Origin of the sequence: Eubacterium callanderi (genome assembly GCF_900142645.1) — a bacterium.
Lineage (GTDB): Bacteria > Bacillota > Clostridia > Eubacteriales > Eubacteriaceae > Eubacterium > Eubacterium callanderi.
In genome coordinates, this window is record NZ_FRBP01000007.1 from 52,001 (window position 1) to 73,316 (window position 21,316).

The following is a 21,316-nucleotide window of genomic DNA, read 5'->3' on the forward strand; positions in this document are numbered from 1 at the left end:
ATGTTTTGTTTTTAACAATCTTTCTTCTCTGCGGCTTATTCACTTCAGATCAATCATACGACCCCATCAAACATAATTTTTAACCAATAAAAAAGCAGCCGTGGCGGGCTGCTTCTTTTACATTTCCGACGATCTTTCAGAAACCTCTTTACAGTATTTCTCTACTAATCTCTGGGCTGTTGTCGGGCTTACCTCAAGGGCCTGCGCGAGCTTTCTAATGGTTGGATACTGCTCATATGCTTTTTGTACCAGCTCCTTTTTAAAGGCATCCACTCTTTTGTTTAGGCCCATACCTGTTTTTTGGTAGTCTGGAAGCCTCTTTGTCTCCTCCAAAAGGTAATCCGGCAGGTTCTTCATGGCAATCTCATTTCCCCGGCCTGTTACCACCAGGCGTTCGATCAGGTTTTTAAGCTGCCGGATATTACCCGGCCACGGGTATTCCTGAAAAAAGTTTATGATCTCTTTTGAAAATCTTTTCGACTTATTATAGCTCAGATTAAAATGTTTCAGGAAAAAGTTCGCCAGGGGGAGAATATCTTTTACTCTTTCTCTTAACGGGGGAATAATGGCTTTAAAGGTACAGATTCGCCAATAAAGATCTTCCCGAAATTCTCCCTTGTCCACCAGCTGGTCAATATCCTTATTGGTGGCTGTTATGATGCGCGTATTCACATATTTCATTTTTGTGCTGCCCACAGGCAGATAACGTTTGTTTTCAATGACATCTAAAAGCTTTGCCTGTATTGACAGCGGCATGTCCCCAATTTCATCTAAAAACAAAGTTCCCTCATTGGCCATTTCGATTAATCCCACTTTTCCAGCTTTGCTGGCACCGGTAAAAGCGCCCCCGGCATAGCCAAAAAGCTCTGACTCCAGAAGCGCTTCTGGAATTGCGGCACAATTCAGTGTCATGAAGAGGCCTTCCTTATGGCTGTTCTCGTGAATATATTTTGCCATATAGGTCTTGCCAGTCCCAGACTCTCCCAGGAGCATAATGGGGATGGACGATTCTGATACTTCTTTTAATTCACTGACAACCTTCCAATACTGATATGAAACGCTGATCAACGGAATCTCTTCCGACTTAAAATGACTCTTAGAGGACCGGCTTTTTTTATTATAATCAACATCCCATTCCTTTACTGGTTCTTCCTGCACGGTTCCAATAATCATCTCAATACAATGGGCTTCATTGAGGACAGGAACGCCAATTGTATAAAAAACAGAATCTGAAGGGATAAAATATTGCCGCAGGAACGCAGTATCCTTTTTTGAATGGAAAACATCAAGTCCCGGAGGCGTCCAGTAGCCCTGATACACATCCGCATTATTACGGTTGATCATTTCTTCTGGCTTTAATCCATAATGCCTTATACAGGCAGGATTTACATACAAAATTTTTCCATCAGCATCGTAAACAATATGCTCATTATAGCTGTTTTCAAGCACTGTTACAAAAAAGCTTTTGGGCAATGAATCCAGATAAGCCAGATATTCTTTACTCGGTTTATATTTTTTATACATTTCCATGCACCTCTGCGTTCATTATAGGAACATATTGTACCATAAATGGTGCAAAAGCACAAAGAGCTATATCGTTTAATCTGCTGAATTCATTATTTTATCACTTTTTTATATGCTTTAAAAAGTTTTAAGTGTTATATTCATTAAAAACAGACTTGGCACACAACTTGCATTATTCTAACAAGCATAACCGGTTAAATATTTTATTTAGGAGAAGCGAAAATGGATTTTAAAAAGAAAAGGTGGATTATCATTCTGTTAGTGACGATCAGCTATGGGGCTGTCTGGTAGTTCCCGTATATGCTGGAAACCTACTATATCCCTGTACAGCAGGCCTTTGGCTTTACAAATGAACAGATTGGCTCAATGATGACTGTTTTTGGGATTGTTTCCGTTATTCTATACTTTCCCGGCGGATATCTCTCCGACAAATTTAGCGTTAAAGCCCTGATAACAGTCTCTTACTTAGGAACAGCCGCACTCGGGTTCTGTATGCTGCTGATTCCTCCGCTTCCAATCATGCTTGTCATTCAGTTTGGCTTTGCCGTTACCACCATTTTTACTTTTTGGGGAGCGATCATCAAATTTATTCGCATTATGGGAGATGACAGTGAGCAGGGAAAGCTCTATGGATTGTTTTTTGCCTTTTCCGGCATCTTTGGCGCACTGGAGGGCTTTGCGGCAACCGCTTTGTACAGCGGTTTAGGCGAAAATATAACTGCTTTTAAAGCTTTGATCATCTTTTTTGCTCTGGTCGTCGCTGTTCCAACGCTCATCTTCTTTGTAATTTTCAAGGAAAAGGAAGCGCTGCCAGATACAGGCTCCGAAGAAAGCAAAGTCAATCTCCGTGATCTTGGAAAGGTATTAAAAATGCCCATTGTCTGGATTATGGCCATTGTTGTTTTGTGTGCCTACATTCCAAAGTCTTCCCAAAGTTATTTTCAGCCTTACATGAGCGAATACTTTGCTGTTCCTGTCGCCTGGATTTCAGTCATTGCCATCTTCCGGCAGCAGGTTGTGCGCTTAGTGGCCAACCCGCTGGCCGGCTGGCTTCGCGACAAAATCGGCGCGTCGTCGATCGTCATGCGGATCGCCTTTGTCATCGGAATCCTAGCCTTTGCAATGGTTCTTTTCACACCACTGAATCCAGCGCTTGCCTGGGTAATTGTTACCTCCTTATGCCTGGTATCTGCCCTCTATAATATTTCTGTCACCTGCAGCTTTATCCCGATTTCAGAAGCAGGTATTTCCGCTAAATATACGGGCACCATCTCTGGTTTTGTTTCCTGTGTGGGATATTCCAGCGATATCTGGTTCTATAAAGTCGGCGGCGGAATGATCGACGCCAACGGCTTCTCAGGCTATCAGCAGATCTTTATCCTGTGCCTGGTTTCCTGTGTTGTTGGAATCGCTGCTACCTTTGTTCTGAAAAAATCAGTTTTAAAAACAAAAACAAGCAATAACCAATAGTATTACTTTATGGAGGAAAAAATGCAAATCACAAACTATCAACCTGTATTATCAAAAACAGAAATGGAATTAATCCATGAAAAGTCTCTTTACCTGCTGGAAAACAACGGCGAGATCATCGAGAGTGATGAAATCCTGGAAATATGTAAAAAAGCAGGGTTTCGTGTTGAGGGACAGCGTGTTTACTATCCCCGGCAAAAGGTTGAAGCCGCTTTAGAGCAGGCCCCCAAAGACTTTATGCTTCGCGGACGGGATGGACGTAAGGCTTTCAGTATCCGGGAGGACGGAACAAAGCTCGCTCCGGCTCTTGGGCCTATGAATGTCCTGGAGGACGGTCATTACCGGCCAACGACCATGAAGGACATGGTGGATTTCACAGTACTGCATGAAACCAGCAGCTTAATGCGAACAGTAGGGGCAAATATGCTGAGACCCCGTGATCTGCCGCTGTCACCCCTCGACAACGCGATGACCCGGCTGGCAATCACCCTTGCTTATTCTACCAAACCGCTTCAAACTTTTTGTGAAGGCGGCGAAATTTCTGACAAAAGCTTTGAAATGATCAAGCAATTTTACGGCGGCGTCCGTGACGAGGATGTCTACGCCATGATCTGTATCAGCACTGCGTCACCTTTTCGTTTGACCCAGGATACCTGCGAAACCTTACTGTCGTTTTGCAGATGCAACCAGCTTCTATGGGCCCAGGGCTCAGGAATGCCCGGTTTAACAACACCGCCGACCCTGGCAGGAACCCTGCTCCAGGGCAATGCTGAAAAGCTGGGAATCATCACTCTTTCTCAGACCATCAACCCTGGAAATCCAGTTATGTACAGCCTGATTTCCATGCTTTCCGACCTGCGCTACACCTCCTGTGTTGTAGCCACACCCGAATCTCCCTACCGCATGATGGCCGAAAAGGATATGGCCGACTTCTATGGTCTGCCAAGCCTTGGGACCACTGGCCTGGCAGACGCCAAGGAGCTCGACTACCAGTGCGGCGCAGAAGCCTTTATGATGTTTTATTTTGCCTACCATTCAAGTCCGGATCTGGTTGCCCAATCTCTTGGCGTACTGGATTCCTATAATACCATCAGCTACGAAAAATTCATTATGGACGAAGAAAACGTTCAGTCCATTCTAAAATTACTGTCACCTGTCGCCATTGATGAAAAACGCATGAAAATCGATAAAATTTTAAAAGCAGGCCCCGCCGGAAATTATCTGGCGAGAACGGACAAAGCTTACCGGGAAGATTTCTACCGCTCATCTTTATACTTTAAAGAAAGCTCAGCGGAGTGGATGGCCCAGGGCCGTCCCAGTCTTGAAGCCGAAGCCCGGAAAAAATACCTTGAGCGCATCGCTGAGTATGAGCCCGGCGATTTTGACCGGATACAGCAAAAGATCATTGATCAGTACATTCCCAAGAACCTTCAGCTTAAGAATAAATAGACTGTCAAAAAGCAGCCTGTCGCCCAACGCATAAAAAGGACAGGCTGCGCGTTTTTTGTCAGAAAGCTTCTTATGTTTTTTTTTTAACAATCTTTCTCCTTATTCCCTCCTGCTATGCCATTGTCAGACGCTTTTCTTTATGATATGCTTTTCATACGGAGGTTTGACATGAGCTATGACACTAAAAAAATGAAAAAAAGGATGCTGGCTACACGGCTTATCCTGGCTTTGATTCTCACCGCATTTTTTATCTATTTTGTCTATCAGATTGCTTTGGAGGATAAGGGGGACGCGCCGCAGCAGGCCTCCGCCGAGGCTGAGGACACCTTTGTGTCCTGGATGAACAACAGCCTGTACAGCAGCAATAATTATTCTATCCGCCTCTATCTGACCGGCGGCTGTCCTGGGGAGACCCTGGATTTTTCTTCTTTAGAAGACCTGCCCTTCTGGAGCTGGGTGAACGCCGTGGCAAAAGGTAACGGCGGCCCGCTGGACATCGCTGTGGACCGGGTAAATAAAACAGCCGCTTTCAGCAGCGGCGGAGAATACCAGTTTCTGTCCGTTAAGGACGGCCGGCTTTTGTTAAGTTTGCCCCAGGAAGACGGCAGCTACAGCACGCTGCAAACCAGCGACCCGGAAACTCTGCGCGCCGTTGACGGCATCCTGTTTTTAGACGATCCCGAATTTTTCAAGGCCTATGGAAAAACAATCCTGAGACCAGAGCCCAGCCCGGTCAACGCTTCAAAGCCTGTCACCCTTGAACGCACAGTAAAAAGCGAGGGCTTCTGTCAGCCTTTTCTGCAGAACAGCGGCAGAATCCTTGAGGGACGTGACAGCATAAAAGGAAACTGGTCCTATAGCGATTATCCTGAAAAAACGCTGGCGATTTCCGGAAATTTTTCTTATTATCTGGACACAGTCAATGCGCTTTTACATAACCTTCCCTTTGAGGATGACAATCATTTCAGGTGGCCTGGCAGCATTTCCCCTGAACCGCCGCAATGTCCGATACAGATTGTTTACAGCCAGATCAACCATACAGGCCCCATCGAACATAATTTTTAACCAATAAAAAAGCTTCGCCGGACAGCAAAGCTTTTTTATTTTAATTCTCTTTGAAATAAATGAATTGGTTTTTTCCGTGAGCCTTTGCAAAGTACAGCGCCTGATCAGCCTTACCCAGCAGTTCTTTATAGGTTGTTCCGTTTTCCGGGAACAGGGCAATGCCGATACTGCCGGAAATGCAGTATTTTTTCTGGACTCCGACGCGGCAGCTCTCAAAAATTCGGATGATCTCCTGCGCCTTTCTGGTCACCACCTCTGTATCCTGAATATTCTTCATAAGCACGACAAACTCATCGCCGCCGATTCTTCCCACAACGTCGCTTTCTCTGAAAATACCGGAAATTTTCCTGGTAACCTCCCGCAGGACCCGGTCTCCGGAGATATGCCCAAAGGTATCGTTGACCTGTTTAAAATCATCCACGTCAATCATCAAAAGCCCGGCCCTCTGGACGCCGGCGTTTTCTTTCATCCAAAGCTGAATACGACTTTCCGCCGCGCCCTTATTGAAGGTCTGAGTCAGAAAATCTTTTTCCGCGGCTTCCATGATCTTTTCCTTTTCCCGTATTTCCTCATCAATATCCATCAGGATACCAATGCCCTTGCTGGGCGCTCCGTTTTCGTCAACAATCAGGCTGACCCGGGAACGGCACCACAGCGGGTAATGGCTGCTGTCATACACGCGGAACTCGCCTTCGGCATAGGGCTCTCCGCCAGCAATTTTCCTGTAGGTCTGCAGGAACACCGCCTCATCGCTTTCGGGCACGCCCCCGGCCTCAATAACCGCCTCGGGAAAATGCTCGCTGGGGGACTCAAATCCAAACTTTTGCCTGAACGTGTCCGAATGATAAATATGCCCGGTTTTTATATCCCACTCAAAAATAATATCCTTTGACTGAGCCATGACGATTTCATAGCGCCGCTCATTGGTTTCAAGCTCCTGATGGGCCCTGCGGAGCTCTTCATTTTTCCGTTTCTGGATTCCGAGGACATAAAGACAGAGCACGGTAAATACACCGAAGAGAATGCAGCAGAAAACCGCAGCCTGCATGACCAGACCTGCCGCCCGGCTCTCAACCACCTCATTGGGCACCACTGAGAGCAGATACCAGTCGTTAATGCCCACTGGCAGATAGCGCATAATGCGCCTTGTGCCGTTCCACTCATAGGACACACTGCCGCTTTTGCCCTCCAGCATATTGACCTGCATGGTCTGGAGGGCAAAGGGGTCCTCAAAATAAGAGTCCTCAAAATCCGTATTCAGATTTTTCAGTGTTTTATCGGCATTCTCATTATTAGAGGTGACAAAAACCTCGCCATTGCGCCGGGCCATATAAGAATAACCCTTTCCGTCAAAGGTGTTGACATCCAGAAGCTCGGTCAGATCGGTCAGATAATACCGGCCCATGACCGCGCCAATGATGGCGCCCTCCCGGTAAACCGGGACAGCCATCACAATGGACTCCTCCATGTTGTCCTTTGGCATTGTCGGGTTTGAGATGACAGGCACACCCACCATGGCGTACCGGAAGTGCTCCTTATCTGACACGTCAAAGGTGTAAACGGCATTGTCCTTAATCTCATAGGCTACTCCGTCTGCCCCGACCACAGCCACATCTCTGAAATCAAGTGCTTCATCGGTCTGCCGCAGCGCCTCCATAATCTGGTCATCGCCCAGCGCCAGGTCTGTCGCGCCAATGACCACTGCCGCGGCCTTAAGATTTTCAATATCATCATCAAATTTTTGCCTGATCAAAGCAGCGCTCTGGATTCCAACCTCCTCCAGGTACTGCCCAGTTTCCTCTGATACTTTCCTCTCAACGGATTTAACATATATAAAAGAAACGCCAATCACAACCAGAACCGCCGCAATGACAATAACGCCACTGCGCAGCCAGCCGGAGCGTCTGCGCTTATCTCTCATCCCTACGCCTCGTTTTTCCAATCTTATGATCTGATAAGCTCAGTATATCGGAAGTCCTATTATAAGTCAATGACTGTGGGCACCTTACTGATTTATTCTAACTGAACGGATAATATTGAATATCAGTATTTTTCTGCCGCACCGCAAAATTTTTGACGTCCTTTATAATTTTGTCCACAAACTGTCAATTTCAGAAAATTGACAATTCCTTTCTGCACATTGACGGCTTTTAAAATTCTTTGTAAAATCATACCAACGTACGAATATCTGATATTTAGCGACATGCCATTTTAAGGAGAGGTACATGAATACTCTATTCACTCTAAAAAAATATTTCACAGCGGTTAATAAAGAAAAATGGTCCTGGTTTGTGACACTTCTGGTACCAGCGATTATAATGCTGATCCCTGAAAATGAGGTATTCACCCATGAAATAAAGGTTTTTTCAGCCATCACCTTAACGGCTATTTTTATATTTGCTTTTGGGTACATTCCCCAACTTGTTGTTGGACTCATTCTGCCCATATTTTATAATATTACAAATCTCGCCCCCACAGAGGTGGTATTTTCTCCCTGGACGAGCACAGTTCCATGGATGTTTATGGGCGGCATGATTCTTTCAAACATTCTCATGCGGACTGGCCTTCTTAAAAGAATCGCTTATATGCTTATTGAGCACGCAGGCAATACTTATTACAAGCTCCTGCTCTCTATTACGCTCTCCGGATTTATCATGAATTTTCTGGCACCGGGGGAGAGCTATATCCCAATGGCCATGCTCACCTATGGTATCTGCGCAGCGCTGGAACTTGGAAAATCATCTACCTCTGCCGGGATCATGCTGACGGGATTTTTCTCGTCCTATATGCCAAAGTATTTTATCTACAGCAGTGAAATCAATAACCTGCAGACATTAGGCTCAACAGTGACTCAGACACATCTGACCTTCTTTCAGTACTTTTATCACAATATCCCCAGTATCCTTTGGATTTTTATTCTTGTCTTTGTTACCGCCCGGCTCACAAAGCCGGAGCATAAGCTGAACGCAGTGCATCACGCTCAAAATGAGCTTGCGCAGATGGGGCCTATGACAAAAACAGAGAAAAAAACAGCGCTTGTCAGCGCTCTGGTCTTTTTGTATTTCCTGACCTCGGGCCTTCATCATCTGCCTCTTGCCTGGGGATTCCCTTTAGTCGCACTGATTTTCTTCCTTCCTGGCGTAAAACTTGGCAGGCCAGAGGATCTTACTTCTGTCAATTTTGGGATGATTGTTTTTATTGCCTCCTGCCTGTCCATCGGTTACGTGGCTAACTATATTGGATTCGGCAGTCTTATTGCCGGACTGATCCTGCCTCACCTCAGCGCTTCAAACATTACACTTACCCTCATGATTATCTGGATAATCTGCGTCGTTACCAACTTCGCACTGACCCCTCTGGCAATCTGGGCCACCTATACGGTCCCTTTTGTACAGGCTGCGCAATCACTCGGCATTAACGCTCTGGTGGTCTATTACCAGATGTATCAGGCTTCCTGCCAGGTCCTTTTTCCTTATGAATGGGCGCTCCCTCTTTTCTATTTTTCTTTTGGCTTAATTAAGACAAAGGACTATACCAAAATTTTTGGAACGGTGATGATTCTTAACTTTTTTTACATGCTTTTGGTTTATATTCCATACTGGCGGCTGATCGGTTTGATTTAGGCCTTTTGAATACGCTGTCAATTAAGTGTCAACCGCTGTAAATTGACAAGTCTTCTTATTTCGTTGATTCGTAATTACAAGATAATATATAATTCAGTCAGGCCATTGCAATGGAGAAAAATTTGAACTTCAAAAATCATTTGAATATGTGAGGATAATAAAATGAGTGATCAAAAAATGACCAGCGCCCAGGAAAAAAAGGCGGAAAGAACAAAGTTATTCGAGGATGTATACAGTGGTATTATCCCCAAACGTGTACCGATTAAAGCCTCAATGACCCTTGAGGCCGCTCTGGAGTATTCAGAAATTCCTGTCGGTAAAACGCTTTGGGATCTCGACCCTGAAAATATAACCACAGCCATGGACCGCGTCTGTGAGTTCATCCCATCCGATACACCGGCTGTCGGCGGCATTTTAAAAAATCCGGCTGTCTTTAAGCTCCTTGGCTCAAAAGGCTACTCAATGGGACAAACTGGTTATATGCAGCATACCGATCTTGAGACATTAAAAGCAGACGAATATGACGCCTTCATCAAGGATCCCTACACTTTTATTGTTACAAAGTCCTTACCCCGTATCTTTGAAAACCTGGACACCGATTCTCCGAGGGCTGGTATGGTTTTAGCCGAAGCGATGAAAGCCTTTTATGACCATCAGGCAAAATTCAATGCGATTAAGGCCCCTGTATTTAAAAAATATGGTTACTTTACACCACCGGCAGGCGCAAACACATTATGCCAGGCATCATTTGACCTTATCGGTGATTTTTTAAGAGGCGTTAAAGGCATTTACATGGATGTCCGCCAGCGTCCGGAAAAAATTATTGAAGCCTGTGAAGCGATGCTGCCCATGCAGGTAAAAAGAGGCCTTCCAGCTAAAACCCATAAGCTTGGAGAAGTTTTTATGCCGCTCCATCTCGGAACATACTTAAGAAAAAAAGACTTTGAAAAAATATACTGGCCCTCCTTCTCTAAGTTCATCCATATTATGGCAGAAAACGGGCAGACCGCGTCACTTTTCTGTGAGCATGACTGGATGCGTTATCTTGACCTGCTCCAGGACCTTCCGGAAAATACCAGGATTCAGTTTGAATACGGCGATCCTAAAGTCATTAAGGAAAAGCTTGGCAATAAGCATATTTTATCCGGATTATATCCCATCACCCTGACAAAGACCGGCACAAAGCAGGAATGTATTGACAAGGCAAAGGAAATGATTGATATTATGGCTCCGGGCGGACGCTTTATCTTCAACTTTGATAAAAGCGCCATGTCGCTCGATACGATCAATATCGAGAACTATGCGGCTGTTATCCAGTATGTGGCTGAAAATACCAATTATCAAAACGCAGGAGCAACAGCCAGAGGCCCTGAAAATACTCCATACGAAAAACCAGATACCACGGTCAGCTCATTTGCATCGCCTTTCTACACGAATTGGAAAGATGTTCCCAAAACGGAAATTGAAGCATCGCTTGAATCCACCGTCGATCCTCTTCTTCAATCCTATGAAGACATGCTTTACAGAATGATTTTTACAATCATTTAACTTAAAGGAGGCGCCCTATGCCAGATGCTATTCGCAAAACAAATCCCAAAACATTGATCATGTGGATCTGTGTGATCGCTGCGCCCATTATCGTCATGCTGATTCCCACGCAGGGTGTTTTTACCCCTCAGCTGCGAACCTTCTCCGCCATCACACTCACAGCAATTCTTTTGTTCGCTTTTAATATTTTACCCAATTTTGTCGTGGCAGTCGCCCTGCCTGTTTCTTATATGCTCCTGAACGTCGCTGAACCAAATATCGCGTTTGCCGCTTGGTTCAGCAATATTCCCTGGATGTTTATGGGCGGGTTTTTACTCGCCAATGTTCTGGAGAGAATCGGACTGCTTAACAGAGTTGCTTTTTGGAGCATTATTAAAACGGGCGGTACCTACAGCGGTATTCTCTGGGGGCTTGCCATCGCGGGGATTATTTTAAATCTCATCGCACCCGGCAAGGCATATGTCCCAATGGCCGCCTTATCTTTTGGTATCTGCAAGGCTTTAAATTTTGAAAAATCAAGAGAGAGCGCGGGCATTATGATGGGCGGCTTTTTTGCCTCATGGTTTCCTACTTTCTTTCTATACAATCCGACCTTTGCCATCATGCCTTCTTTAGGCAAAGAGGTCGCTCCGGTTCAGATAACATGGCTTCAATATTTTATCAATAATATCCCTTTTGTTCTCTGGCTCGCAGTTTGTATTTTTATGGTTATTAAGCTTTGCAAACCCAAAAAGCAGATTGATATTAAGGATTATGCCATTCAGGAGTACTCAAAACTTGGAAAAGTATCCCTTGAAGAAAAAAAGTCCATCATTGTGGTCTCTCTATTATTTATTTTCATGTTTACCAGCGACCTCCATGGTATTGATGTCGGCTGGGGCTTTGCCTTAATTCCGCTGCTTTTCTTTATTCCGGGGATCAACGTAGGCAAGCCTGTCGATATCAGTAAAATCAATTTTACCATGGCCATCTTCACCACCGCGTGTCTGTCCATTGGTCATGTTGCGAACTCTCTGGGAATAGGCCAGATCATCGCCAACGCGGTGCTGCCGCTGCTTCAGGGTAAAAGTGTATTCTTTGTTATCGGCGCAGTCTGGCTGGTCTGTGTCGTCGCTAAAATTTTCCTGACACCCCTTGCGACTTACGCGACCTTGACCGTTCCCCTTACTCAGATTGCCCTCAGCCTTGGTATCAGTCCGCTTGTCATCTATTACACCATGAACCTGTCGACCACAGAAATCCTGTTCCCTTATCAATGGGCACTCGTTCTTATTTTTATGGGCTATAATTTAACCAGCGGTAAAGATTTCACCAGAATCTGGGGGACCAAGATGGTTTTAAGCTTTGTCTTTGTCCTTGCCATCGCTGTTCCATATTGGATGCTTATCGGACTTATATAATATCAAAAAAAGACTGGAATCCCCCTCCAGTCTTTCAGTCTGTCATAACCCCTGAGAGACGAAGCCTTTTACCTAAGGAAGAAAAAGCGTCCTGCGGGCACCGCCCTTACACGGATAGCTTTTTCACCAAAGTAGATTCTTGATCTCGCCAGTGTCCAGCTGTTCCTATAGTGCGGCACGATTCCTGGCCGTTTACCACAGCGCCTGCACCTTTTTGCTTATCTGGATAAAAGGCGCAGTCTCGGACTGTGCCTTTTCTTTGACACGCTAAAAGGCTGGCCTCCAGTCTTTTTTAATCACACCTCCCAGTACAGCGCAAACTGGGTTGTCCGGACCTCTTCCTCCACAATACCGTTTATCGCGTGCTCGATCAGGTATTTTTCGATACTGGCCTCTTCTTCGTCAGTCAGTGTTCTTTTACTTCTCAGGTCGTTTTTGAAAATATCGACGGCCCGTTCCAGTTCAAAGCTGCGCACCCAGTTATGCTCCCGGTATTCCACAGCCGGAAAAAGCCCCTTCTCCCAGAGCAGGTTAAAGGCATACTGAAGCTGGGGATAGCGGGGATCTGGCTTTTTACCAAAAATTTTCTTTTTAAGCCGGTCCGCCACTGAGCCGGTTCTCAAAACCGGATGGATATACAGGCACCAGCCGCAGCTGGCTTCTGTCAGCTTCTCAAAGGTTTCTGCCGACTGGATGGCCGGGGTCATATTCGCCAGCACAAAGTCGAACTTGCCTTTCCAGCCCTTGTCCGCCATCTCCAGGGTATGCCAGTTATCGCAGGAAAAGAAAGCATTGCCTGTTCCGGCCTCTCTGGCCCGCTGCTCAGCGTTTTTAATCATTTCCTCCGAAAAATCGGTTCCCCAGGCCTCGGCACATTTTTTCGCAAAATAGACCGTGTATTTTCCAGCGCCGCAGCCAACATCCAGAAACGCGCCGTCCGCTGGCAGCATGCCGTGCCGCTTAACAAGAGCAGCCACCCAGTCGTCATCCTCAACACCTCTCTGCTTTGCAAACTCCTGTGCCCGGGCGTTCCACATATTCATGGACGCTTCTGTATCGCATTCCGGCATTTTCCAGTCGCCGATGATGATTTCCTTATTCATTTTTCCCTCCTTATATTCAATCGCCATTTTATTGACATAGTGTAATCATATCTCCTAATCCTTAAATATACGCTTCTATACCGTTATCATTCAAAAAAATCTGTAAATTTTCGCAGTGATCATAAAATCAGAGCATGTTTTTCAGTTGTCGGATAACTTCCTCTTTTTCGCGGTCAACAAAGGGAATAGAATACCAGTACTTTTCTAAATAGTTATAAAAAGCAGCGCATATTGATGACTCATTCATCAAAACAAAAGCATCCTCGTTATTTTCTTTATTAATTAACACAGAGCCATGTTCTTTTATCCACAAATCCAGCCCGTCCAGCAAATTTCCCTGATTCTTCCTGAAAAACGCAATTTGAAAATTGGGAAAATTTTTCAAAAGCCAGATCAGATACTCTACCTGTCTGCGGATATCCCCGCTCTCTAAGTATATCAGCTGTCCTGTATATAATTCCAGCTCCTTGGCTTTTGTCTTGTCATCGCACATCCCTCGGATAAGACTTTCCTTATCGATGAGTAAATGATATTCAAAATTTTTAATGTCCTTTAAAAACTTTTGATTATAATTCCGAAAGCTTTCAAAAAAAGCTTTGATATTCTCCGGCGGAATTTCATTTTTTTCTAAAATGTTTTTAAAATTATCTTTTGGCATATTCATAAAGAAGGACAAATCATTCTTTATATATGCGTTCCCGTATTGTCCTGAAAATTCCTCAAAGGTGCTTGGTACCTGATTTTTTGGAATAACGGTGTGTGACTGCCGGCAGTGTTTTTTGGCCGCAAGCACCATCTCTTCGCAATGGCGGACTGTTGGGAGATCCGTATACATGTGAGTAATATCCTTCTGAGTGATATCATCAGACGAAATTTTCGCAAGTGCCATCTTATTTTTCAGCACGACAATATTGGGTTTATACAGCATGTATGAGTAATCCGGGTAATAGAGATACTCGACATTTCCGGTAAGAAGCATGGGAAGCCGGTACAGCAATGTGTTAATAAGGTAATCAATGCTATGATTTAGTGAGATCAAAAATGTAATCCGGTGTCCGGCTTCTGCAACTTTTAAATATTGCTTTTTCCACTCGGTAAAAAACGCGGTGTCCTCAGACTGCCAGCTATAATGCTCGGTCCAGTCGAGCACGTATACCTCCTGCGGTGTTTTTTCGAGCAAAACTGACTGGATAAATTCCTGAGCCGCCTTTCTTCTGCCGTTCTTTCCCTGAAATGTTTTTACCTTGGCGGTATAGACTGTCTTATCTGTAAAGCTGCCTCCTCCGGCGCTTACCTCATCAAGGGAGGTCAGCCAGCGCTTCAGTAATATGACCAGAGCCTCTCTTGTGAGATCATCGGTTTCCTGATAGGTTTCGGCCAAAAGCTTTTTAACAGTGCGGTACTCTGTCTCTTTATCCAGGAGAATAAAAAAATTTGCGATCTCCCCGCAGGCTTCTGAGTTGACGTTGAGCTTACGTTTCCCATTTTTCAGCTTACTGACCAAAGAGGTATCGACATGAAGATAATTTGCCAAGTCGGTTCCTTTTACATGAAATAAATCCATCAGATAGTTTAAACGTGATAATTCCTGATCCCTTTTCATTTTCCCCTCCATTAAATTCTTTTTTGTCCATAATCTGTCAACACGTGAAAATTGACATTTCCTGTGATTCAATTGACGTTTTTATATAATCTTTGTAAAATCAACTTAAATACGAATCAGCTTAACAAGAAAACCCATACATCCGCAGATAAAAGCCGGAAATAAAAAAATCGGTATCTACTGATAAAATAAAGTTTGCCTGATTCACATTCTTTATCCTGCAATTACTATTTTATCAATTCCCAGAAGTAACTTTTTACTTAAATATTAAAACGTTTTTAGCTCCTATACTCAAAGCGATTGTTATTTTTACTTCTGGGAATGCGCTGACCCCATTGCCGCCTTACCACTCTTATCTTTTATAATATCATAAACCCTGACTCCATAGAGGTTGTATTTTCACCCTGAGCAAATGCTGTTTTCCAGATGCTTATGAGCAGCATGCTTCTCTCCCGGTTGAAAGCGTACTCTGGTTGTTTATCATACAGAAAATTGGCAGACTGATCTGAAAAATTCCAGTCCAATGGTTTTTCAGTCTAAGCTTCAATCTTCCTTCTGTCACTAAAGCTCAATCCTTGCCGTTAAACATGTCTTTAAAACTTATTGATTCGTAATAACAAGAAATACACAATTTTATAAAAGCATTGCAATGCAAATAAAAATATATGAGGTAAAAAAATGAATGAACAAAAGCTGACACCAGCACAGGAAAAAAAGGCGGAACGGACAAAGTTATTCGAAGATGTATACAGCGGTGTTATCCCAAAACGTGTTCCAATAGTGGCGAGTATGACGCCTGAGGCTGCTTTGGAATATTCAGACATCCCTGTTGGAAAAACGATTTGGGATTTAGATGCAGACAGTATTGCCAGGGCTTTAGACAAGGTCTGCGAAATGATTCCCTCCGACACACCGGCAGTGGGTGGGATTCTTAAAAACCCGGCGGTCTTCAAGCTTCTGGGCTCAAGAGGCTACTCCATGGGGCAGACTGGTTATATGCAGCATGTCGACCTTGAAACACTCAAGTCTGATGAATATGATGAATTTATTAAGGATCCATTCGCCTTTATTGTGACGAAATCTCTTCCGCGTATATTTGAAAACCTTGACAGTCATTCACCAAGAAGCGGAATGGCGCTCGCAGAAGCGATGAAAGCTTTTTATGATTATCTGGCAAAATTTGATTCTATAAAAGCACCGATTTTTGCCAAATACGGCTACTATTCACCACCGGAAGGTTCAACCACCCTCTGCCAGGCCTCCTTTGATTTAATCGGTGATTTTTTAAGAGGCATTAAAGGGATTTACATGGATGTGCGCCAGCGTCCGGAAAAAATTCTGGAAGCCTGCGAGGCGATGCTGCCCATGCAGGTGAAAAGGGGGCTCCCGCCAAAGCCTCATAAACTTGGCGAAGTATTCATGCCGCTCCATCTGGGAACTTACCTGAGAAAAAAAGATTTTGAGAAACTGTATTGGCCAAGCTTCTCAAAATTTATCCATATCATGGCAGAACACGGACAAACTGCCTCGCTTTTCTGTGAACATGACTGGATGCGCTATCTTGATTTACTGCAGGATCTTCCAGCAAATACAAGAATCTTATTTGAATACGGCGATCCAAAAATTATTAAGGAAAAGCTGGGCAATAAACACATTCTCTCCGGCTTGTATCCCATCACCTATATAAAAACTGCGACTAAACAGCAGTGCATTGATAAAGCAAAAGAAATGATCGACATCATGGCACCCGGCGGACGCTATATTTTTGATTTTGATAAGAGCGCCATGTCCCTTGATACGATCAATATGGAAAATTATGCTGCCGTCATTCAATATGTCGCTGAAAATACCAATTACGCCAACGCAGGCACTGCTGTCAAAGCGTCAACAGCCGAATATGAAAAGCCCGACACCAAGGTGCCGCGTTTTGAATCTCCCTGTTTTACAGACTGGCAGAAAATTGAAAAAAACGAAATTGAAACTCAGCTTAAAGACACTGTTAATCCCATTTTACAATCCTATGAAGAAATGCTGTTTCGGATGATTTTTACCATTATTTAAGTATTTGGGGGGATTGTCATGAATGATACTTTGAAAAAAATGGATCGCAAAAATCTGGTCAAGTGGATCTGCGTCTTACTTGTGCCCATTCTTATAATGCTGATACCGGTGCAGGGGGTTTTTACCCCCGCGCTCCGCACATTCAGCGCCATTACCATTACCGCGATTTTACTCTTTGCTTTTGGCCTTTTGCCTAACTTTATTGTGGCTATAGCCCTTCCAATTTCCTACATGCTGCTGAATGTAGCAGCTCCGGACGTTGCTTTTGCCGCCTGGTATGGCAGTATCCCCTGGATGTTTATGGGTGGATTTTTGCTGGCGAATGTTCTCGAACGCATCGGGTTACTCAACCGCATTGCCTTATGGAGTATTATCAAAACCGGCGGAACTTACAGTGGTATTCTGTGGGGACTTACTCTCGCGGGTATCATTTTGAACCTCATTGCACCAGGGGAATCCTTTGTTCCCATGGCCGCTTTATCTTTTGGTATCTGCAAAGCTCTTAATTTCGAGAAATCCAGAGAAAGTGCTGGCATTATGATGGGCGGATTCTTTGCCTCATGGTTTCCGACCTTCTTCCTCTATAACCCAACTTTCGCCATCATGCCCTCTTTAGGAAAAGAAGTCATGCCAATTCAGGTAACCTGGATACAGTACTTTTTTAACAACCTTCCCTTTGTGCTCTGGCTGGCCCTCTGTATTTTTATGGTTATCAAGCTCTGCAAGCCAAAAACTGCCATCAACATCAAAGATTACGCCGTTGAGGAATACGCTAAACTTGGAAAAATAACAAAAACAGAAATAAGATCTATCTTTGTTGTGGCTCTGTTGTTTATCTTCCTCTTTACAAGCGGCATGCACGGCATTGATGTGGGCTGGGGCTTTGCCTTAATTCCATTGCTCTTCTTTATCCCCGGGATTAACGTTGGTAAAGCCGAAGATATCAGTAAAATCAACTTTAATATGACTATTTTCACCACAGCCTGTCTTTCTATTGGTTATGTCGCAAACGCTCTGGGCGTTGGACAGATCATTGCAGACGCAGTGCTGCCCATGCTTCAGGGAAAAAGCGCTTTTTTCGTAATTGGCGCAGTCTGGCTGGTTTGCGTCGTGGTAAAATTCTTTTTGACACCACTGGCGACTTACGCGACACTGACCGTCCCATTAACGCAAATTGCCCTGAGCCTCGGCATAAGCCCTCTGGTTATTTATTACACCATGAGTGTAGCCACCACTGAAATACTCTTTCCATACCAATGGGCGCTGGTCCTTATTTTCATGGGATATAACCTAACCAGCGGTAAAGACTTTACCAAAATATGGGGAACCAAGCTTATTATGAGTTTTGTATTTATCCTTGCCATCGCAGTGCCTTACTGGATGCTCATCGGGTTAATATAAACCTTACAGCTCTTATGCTGAAACACTGAATCAAAAAACCTGCTCCTTTAAATTAAGGAGCAGGTTCAATATTTTTATCATCCGACTCATATAACCATTAACTTTTCAGCTTACACGTTTTCTGCCTGCGCTGCCTGTTCCAGCTGTTTGGTCTTAACACCGCGCCGTTTCAGTAAAATAGCGGAGAAAACACCGAGAACAGCCCAGACCACCATCCAGACCAGCATCATGTTAAAGCCCAGCTCTACATTGCCGCCTGCTTCACCATAGGCCAGAAAACGGCTGATGATGGGTGCCACAAAGATGTCTGGCGTCAGCGCGATAAAGGAGATAATTCCAGTGGCGATGCCGGTCATGGCTAACGGCACGCCCGCTTCACCCAGAATCGACCAGTAGGTGGATTTAAGCACATTGACCAGGTAAGCCAGAATAACGGTAATGACCACACAGACCGCCACAATCTTGGAGGTAAACAATATCGCCAGCACACAGACGCCCGTGGCCAGGAAGGTCCAGAACATGCCCTTGCCTTTATAACTGAACTTGTCCATGATAATCCCGCCGGAAATGCCGGCCACAAAGACAATGATGTAGCTCCGGATAATGGACAGGGTGCTTGAGAGCTCTGGTGAAATGTTCAGCACACGGGTACAGTAGGTGCCCATGTAGCCATTGGCGGTATTCCAGAGGGTATAGCCGCACATGATCACAAAAATACACAGCCAGGTGGAGGACATGCCAAAAGCTTTCCACATGCTTTCCTTTTTTTCTGCCTTGGCGTTCTGTTCTTTTTTGCCCTTATCAAAATCCGGTACCAGAACAATTACCAAAACCGTCAGCAGGGCAAAGGCCGCAGCGTTGATTAAAAGCACTGCTCTGAAGCCAGCCGCCTGAGTGGCAAAAAGGCCCATGGCCCACAGGCAGAGGAAGGCGACTGCTGTCTGCCCGATACCGCGCAGCCCTTCACTGATACCAAACAAACGTCCCTGTTCATTTTCGCTGCCCAGGTTGCGGATAGCCTTAAGGTAAGGCGACCAGAAGGTGCCCACACTGAAGATGCCGTAAAGCGCGTGAATGATAATGAGCGCTGTGTAGCCCGGGAAACTCGAATACCACAGTGTTACCAGGCACATGGCCCCACAGGACAGAATCAACAATTTCTTTGTATTAAACTTTTCAGCCAGAATACCGCTCGGCACATAGCCGATAACATTAAAGAGCCCGTAAACGCCTGCGATGGTCCCCAGCTGAACATCGTTGATATTCAATGCCACGATCATCTGGTCATAAAAGGAAAACCGGATCAGCGGCGTCAGGTAAGCGATCCCAGCGATCATACTCAGAATGACGAGAACAATATTTCTTTTCTTTTTATCTAATTCCATAATTACCCCTCCAAATTTAACAAACAATCATCTTTCCCACTCTTTGCTGATGGCAGCACTACTTATCGAATTCCTCTTTCTTAAGATACTTGAAAAATCCTGCCAGCATCAGGCAGATAATAATCAGGAATGGGAAACTGAAAGCAAAGGACAATGACTGCACTGCAGAAAGCCCTCCAGTCACAATAAACATAATGGCCAGCAAGCCTAAGATCACACCCCAGATGACCTTGATAAGCTTCTGGGAATTTTCTCTGCCCCTGGAGCTCATGGTGCTCACCACCTGCACACCCGCGTCGGCTGAGGTCAGGAAAAAGACCAGCAGCGACAGCATGACAAGGACAGATATAACACCGGACAGCGGCAGATTACTGAGCATCTGGAATACTGAGCTGTTGGTATCCACAGCGCCGTTCTGAATCACGCTGCCAGGATTGGCAAGCTCCATATTAAGGCCGGTTCCGCCCATAATCCCAAACCAGATACAGCTCATGATGGTCGGAACGCCCAGAATGGCGAGGACAAACTCCCGGATCGTGCGCCCTTTAGAAATCTTGGCAATAAAACTGCCCACAAAGGGTGTCCAGGTAATCCACCAGGCCCAGTAAAAGACTGTCCAGTTACCGATCCAGTTTTCACCCGTATGAGCCGCCACGGTGCCGTTGGCATCGGTGAAAAAACTCATGGGAATAAATTTAAAAATATAATCGCCGATACTTTCCAACGTAATATTAAAAATATACAGTGTTGGTCCTGCCAAAAGGACAAACAGCATAACAGCGAATACGATGACCGTGTTGGTATTGCTGAGAAGCTTCATGCCTCGGTCAATGCCCGCTGTCGAGGAAATCACAAACAGAATCGTGCAGATAATGACAATCACCACTGCCAGCAGCGTTCCGCCCGAGATATGAAAAACAAATTCCAGACCGCTCTGAATCTGCAGCGCGCCCAGCCCAAAGGATGTGGCTACGCCGATCAGAATGAGAATAACTGTAAAGGTGTCAATTCCTTTTGAAAACCCACCCTTAAGCGCCTTATCGCCAAGAAATGGGTAGAAGGAAGAGCTTACCAGCAGCGGCAAACCTTTCCTGAAATGGAAGTAGGCCATGGGCAGCGCGACCGCCGCGTACAATGCCCAGGGATGCACTCCCCAGTGCAGAAAAGTATACTGGAGGGACTCCACAGCCGCCTCCGGTGTCTGCGGGTCCGCGAAGGGCGGCACCATAAAATGGTTCATGGGCTCTGCCACGCTCCAGAATACCAAGCCAATGCCCATACCTGCCGCAAAAATCATTGAAAACCAGCTGATGTTGCTGTACTCAGGCTTTTCATCATCTCCGCCCAGCCGTATTTTTCCATATTTGCTGAACGAGACAAACAAGCAGGCGGCAATTACAAAGAGCGCAAAGCCAATATAGGCAAATCCCAATGTGTTCGTAAAGAAATTAAAAATACCAGAAAATACGCTTGCGACCTGTTCTGTAAAAACAATGCTGACAATGGCCAGTAACAAAGTGATACTTCCGGCTACCAAAAAAATTGTTTTATCTACAGACTCAAATATCTTTTTCATAATTGCCTCCATTCTGAGATAAACAATGACAACGATCAGAATACTTTAATAAAAAGCATGCCAATTTGTGAAATACATGTCTTTTATAAACGCAGTATAACACGATTT

Annotated in this window: 14 protein-coding genes; 8 read left to right on the forward strand and 6 right to left on the reverse strand. The window is 44.9% G+C overall.

What is annotated here, in order from left to right; genetic code table 11:
* Positions 1-117 precede the first annotated feature (117 nt).
* Complete coding sequence (locus BUC22_RS10500) at positions 118-1,524, reverse strand: sigma-54 interaction domain-containing protein (protein WP_013378477.1); 1,407 nt, start codon at positions 1,522-1,524, stop codon at positions 118-120.
* Positions 1,525-1,824: 300 nt separating this feature from the next.
* Here BUC22_RS10500 and BUC22_RS10505 point away from each other — a divergent pair, with 300 nt between their 5' ends.
* From BUC22_RS10505 to BUC22_RS10515, 3 genes are all read left to right on the forward strand, one after another.
* Positions 1,825-2,994, forward strand: a complete 1,170-nt coding sequence (locus BUC22_RS10505) for an MFS transporter (protein ID WP_013378475.1) — start codon at positions 1,825-1,827, stop codon at positions 2,992-2,994.
* A gap of 21 nt (positions 2,995-3,015) precedes the next feature.
* A complete protein-coding gene (locus BUC22_RS10510) occupies positions 3,016-4,443 on the forward strand; it encodes a trimethylamine methyltransferase family protein (RefSeq protein ID WP_013378474.1) in 1,428 nt (475 codons plus the stop codon).
* Between the two features lie 168 nt (positions 4,444-4,611).
* Positions 4,612-5,508 carry a hypothetical protein gene (locus tag BUC22_RS10515; protein ID WP_013378473.1) on the forward strand — a complete coding sequence of 299 codons (897 nt, stop codon included), beginning with the start codon at positions 4,612-4,614 and terminating at the stop codon, positions 5,506-5,508.
* A gap of 40 nt (positions 5,509-5,548) precedes the next feature.
* Here BUC22_RS10515 and BUC22_RS10520 read toward each other — a convergent pair whose 3' ends face one another.
* Positions 5,549-7,429 carry a sensor domain-containing diguanylate cyclase gene (locus tag BUC22_RS10520; RefSeq protein ID WP_013378472.1) on the reverse strand — a complete coding sequence of 627 codons (1,881 nt, stop codon included), beginning with the start codon at positions 7,427-7,429 and terminating at the stop codon, positions 5,549-5,551.
* A 304-nt stretch (positions 7,430-7,733) separates the two neighbouring features.
* Between BUC22_RS10520 and BUC22_RS10525 the strand changes: the two genes are divergently transcribed.
* From BUC22_RS10525 to BUC22_RS10535, 3 genes are all read left to right on the forward strand, one after another.
* Positions 7,734-9,131 (forward strand): SLC13 family permease, encoded by a 1,398-nt coding sequence (locus BUC22_RS10525; protein WP_013378470.1) that lies wholly within the window; start codon positions 7,734-7,736, stop codon positions 9,129-9,131.
* 162 nt (positions 9,132-9,293) lie between these two features.
* Positions 9,294-10,679 carry a uroporphyrinogen decarboxylase/cobalamine-independent methonine synthase family protein gene (locus BUC22_RS10530; protein WP_013378469.1) on the forward strand — a complete coding sequence of 462 codons (1,386 nt, stop codon included), beginning with the start codon at positions 9,294-9,296 and terminating at the stop codon, positions 10,677-10,679.
* 17 nt (positions 10,680-10,696) lie between these two features.
* On the forward strand, positions 10,697-12,079 hold the full coding sequence (locus BUC22_RS10535; RefSeq protein ID WP_013378468.1) for an SLC13 family permease: 1,383 nt from the start codon (positions 10,697-10,699) through the stop codon (positions 12,077-12,079).
* 296 nt (positions 12,080-12,375) lie between these two features.
* Here the strand turns inward: BUC22_RS10535 and BUC22_RS10540 are convergent, their stop codons facing one another.
* Complete coding sequence (locus BUC22_RS10540; protein ID WP_013378467.1) at positions 12,376-13,182, reverse strand: class I SAM-dependent methyltransferase; 807 nt, start codon at positions 13,180-13,182, stop codon at positions 12,376-12,378.
* Between the two features lie 127 nt (positions 13,183-13,309).
* Positions 13,310-14,785, reverse strand: coding sequence for a hypothetical protein (locus tag BUC22_RS10545; RefSeq protein WP_013378466.1), 1,476 nt, complete (start codon positions 14,783-14,785; stop codon positions 13,310-13,312).
* 678 nt (positions 14,786-15,463) lie between these two features.
* On the opposite strand from BUC22_RS10545, the gene BUC22_RS10550 reads away from it, so the two are divergent.
* Positions 15,464-16,846: a uroporphyrinogen decarboxylase/cobalamine-independent methonine synthase family protein gene (locus BUC22_RS10550; RefSeq protein WP_013378464.1), complete on the forward strand. Its 1,383-nt coding sequence runs from the start codon at positions 15,464-15,466 to the stop codon at positions 16,844-16,846.
* 18 nt (positions 16,847-16,864) lie between these two features.
* Positions 16,865-18,247 carry an SLC13 family permease gene (locus tag BUC22_RS10555; protein WP_013378463.1) on the forward strand — a complete coding sequence of 461 codons (1,383 nt, stop codon included), beginning with the start codon at positions 16,865-16,867 and terminating at the stop codon, positions 18,245-18,247.
* A 110-nt stretch (positions 18,248-18,357) separates the two neighbouring features.
* Here BUC22_RS10555 and BUC22_RS10560 read toward each other — a convergent pair whose 3' ends face one another.
* Together BUC22_RS10560 and BUC22_RS10565 are read right to left on the reverse strand one after the other, a co-directional pair.
* Positions 18,358-19,632 (reverse strand): MFS transporter, encoded by a 1,275-nt coding sequence (locus BUC22_RS10560; protein ID WP_013378462.1) that lies wholly within the window; start codon positions 19,630-19,632, stop codon positions 18,358-18,360.
* 58 nt (positions 19,633-19,690) lie between these two features.
* Positions 19,691-21,208, reverse strand: coding sequence for a BCCT family transporter (locus BUC22_RS10565; protein ID WP_013378461.1), 1,518 nt, complete (start codon positions 21,206-21,208; stop codon positions 19,691-19,693).
* Positions 21,209-21,316: the final 108 nt, after the last annotated feature.

Coding starts and splice junctions, on each gene's coding strand:
- BUC22_RS10500 (WP_013378477.1), bottom strand. CDS start 1,524: ATGTATAAAAAATATAAACCGAGTAAAGAATATCTGGCTTATCTGGAT.
- BUC22_RS10505 (WP_013378475.1), top strand. CDS start 1,825: ATGCTGGAAACCTACTATATCCCTGTACAGCAGGCCTTTGGCTTTACA.
- BUC22_RS10510 (WP_013378474.1), top strand. CDS start 3,016: ATGCAAATCACAAACTATCAACCTGTATTATCAAAAACAGAAATGGAA.
- BUC22_RS10515 (WP_013378473.1), top strand. CDS start 4,612: ATGAGCTATGACACTAAAAAAATGAAAAAAAGGATGCTGGCTACACGG.
- BUC22_RS10520 (WP_013378472.1), bottom strand. CDS start 7,429: ATGAGAGATAAGCGCAGACGCTCCGGCTGGCTGCGCAGTGGCGTTATT.
- BUC22_RS10525 (WP_013378470.1), top strand. CDS start 7,734: ATGAATACTCTATTCACTCTAAAAAAATATTTCACAGCGGTTAATAAA.
- BUC22_RS10530 (WP_013378469.1), top strand. CDS start 9,294: ATGAGTGATCAAAAAATGACCAGCGCCCAGGAAAAAAAGGCGGAAAGA.
- BUC22_RS10535 (WP_013378468.1), top strand. CDS start 10,697: ATGCCAGATGCTATTCGCAAAACAAATCCCAAAACATTGATCATGTGG.
- BUC22_RS10540 (WP_013378467.1), bottom strand. CDS start 13,182: ATGAATAAGGAAATCATCATCGGCGACTGGAAAATGCCGGAATGCGAT.
- BUC22_RS10545 (WP_013378466.1), bottom strand. CDS start 14,785: ATGAAAAGGGATCAGGAATTATCACGTTTAAACTATCTGATGGATTTA.
- BUC22_RS10550 (WP_013378464.1), top strand. CDS start 15,464: ATGAATGAACAAAAGCTGACACCAGCACAGGAAAAAAAGGCGGAACGG.
- BUC22_RS10555 (WP_013378463.1), top strand. CDS start 16,865: ATGAATGATACTTTGAAAAAAATGGATCGCAAAAATCTGGTCAAGTGG.
- BUC22_RS10560 (WP_013378462.1), bottom strand. CDS start 19,632: ATGGAATTAGATAAAAAGAAAAGAAATATTGTTCTCGTCATTCTGAGT.
- BUC22_RS10565 (WP_013378461.1), bottom strand. CDS start 21,208: ATGAAAAAGATATTTGAGTCTGTAGATAAAACAATTTTTTTGGTAGCC.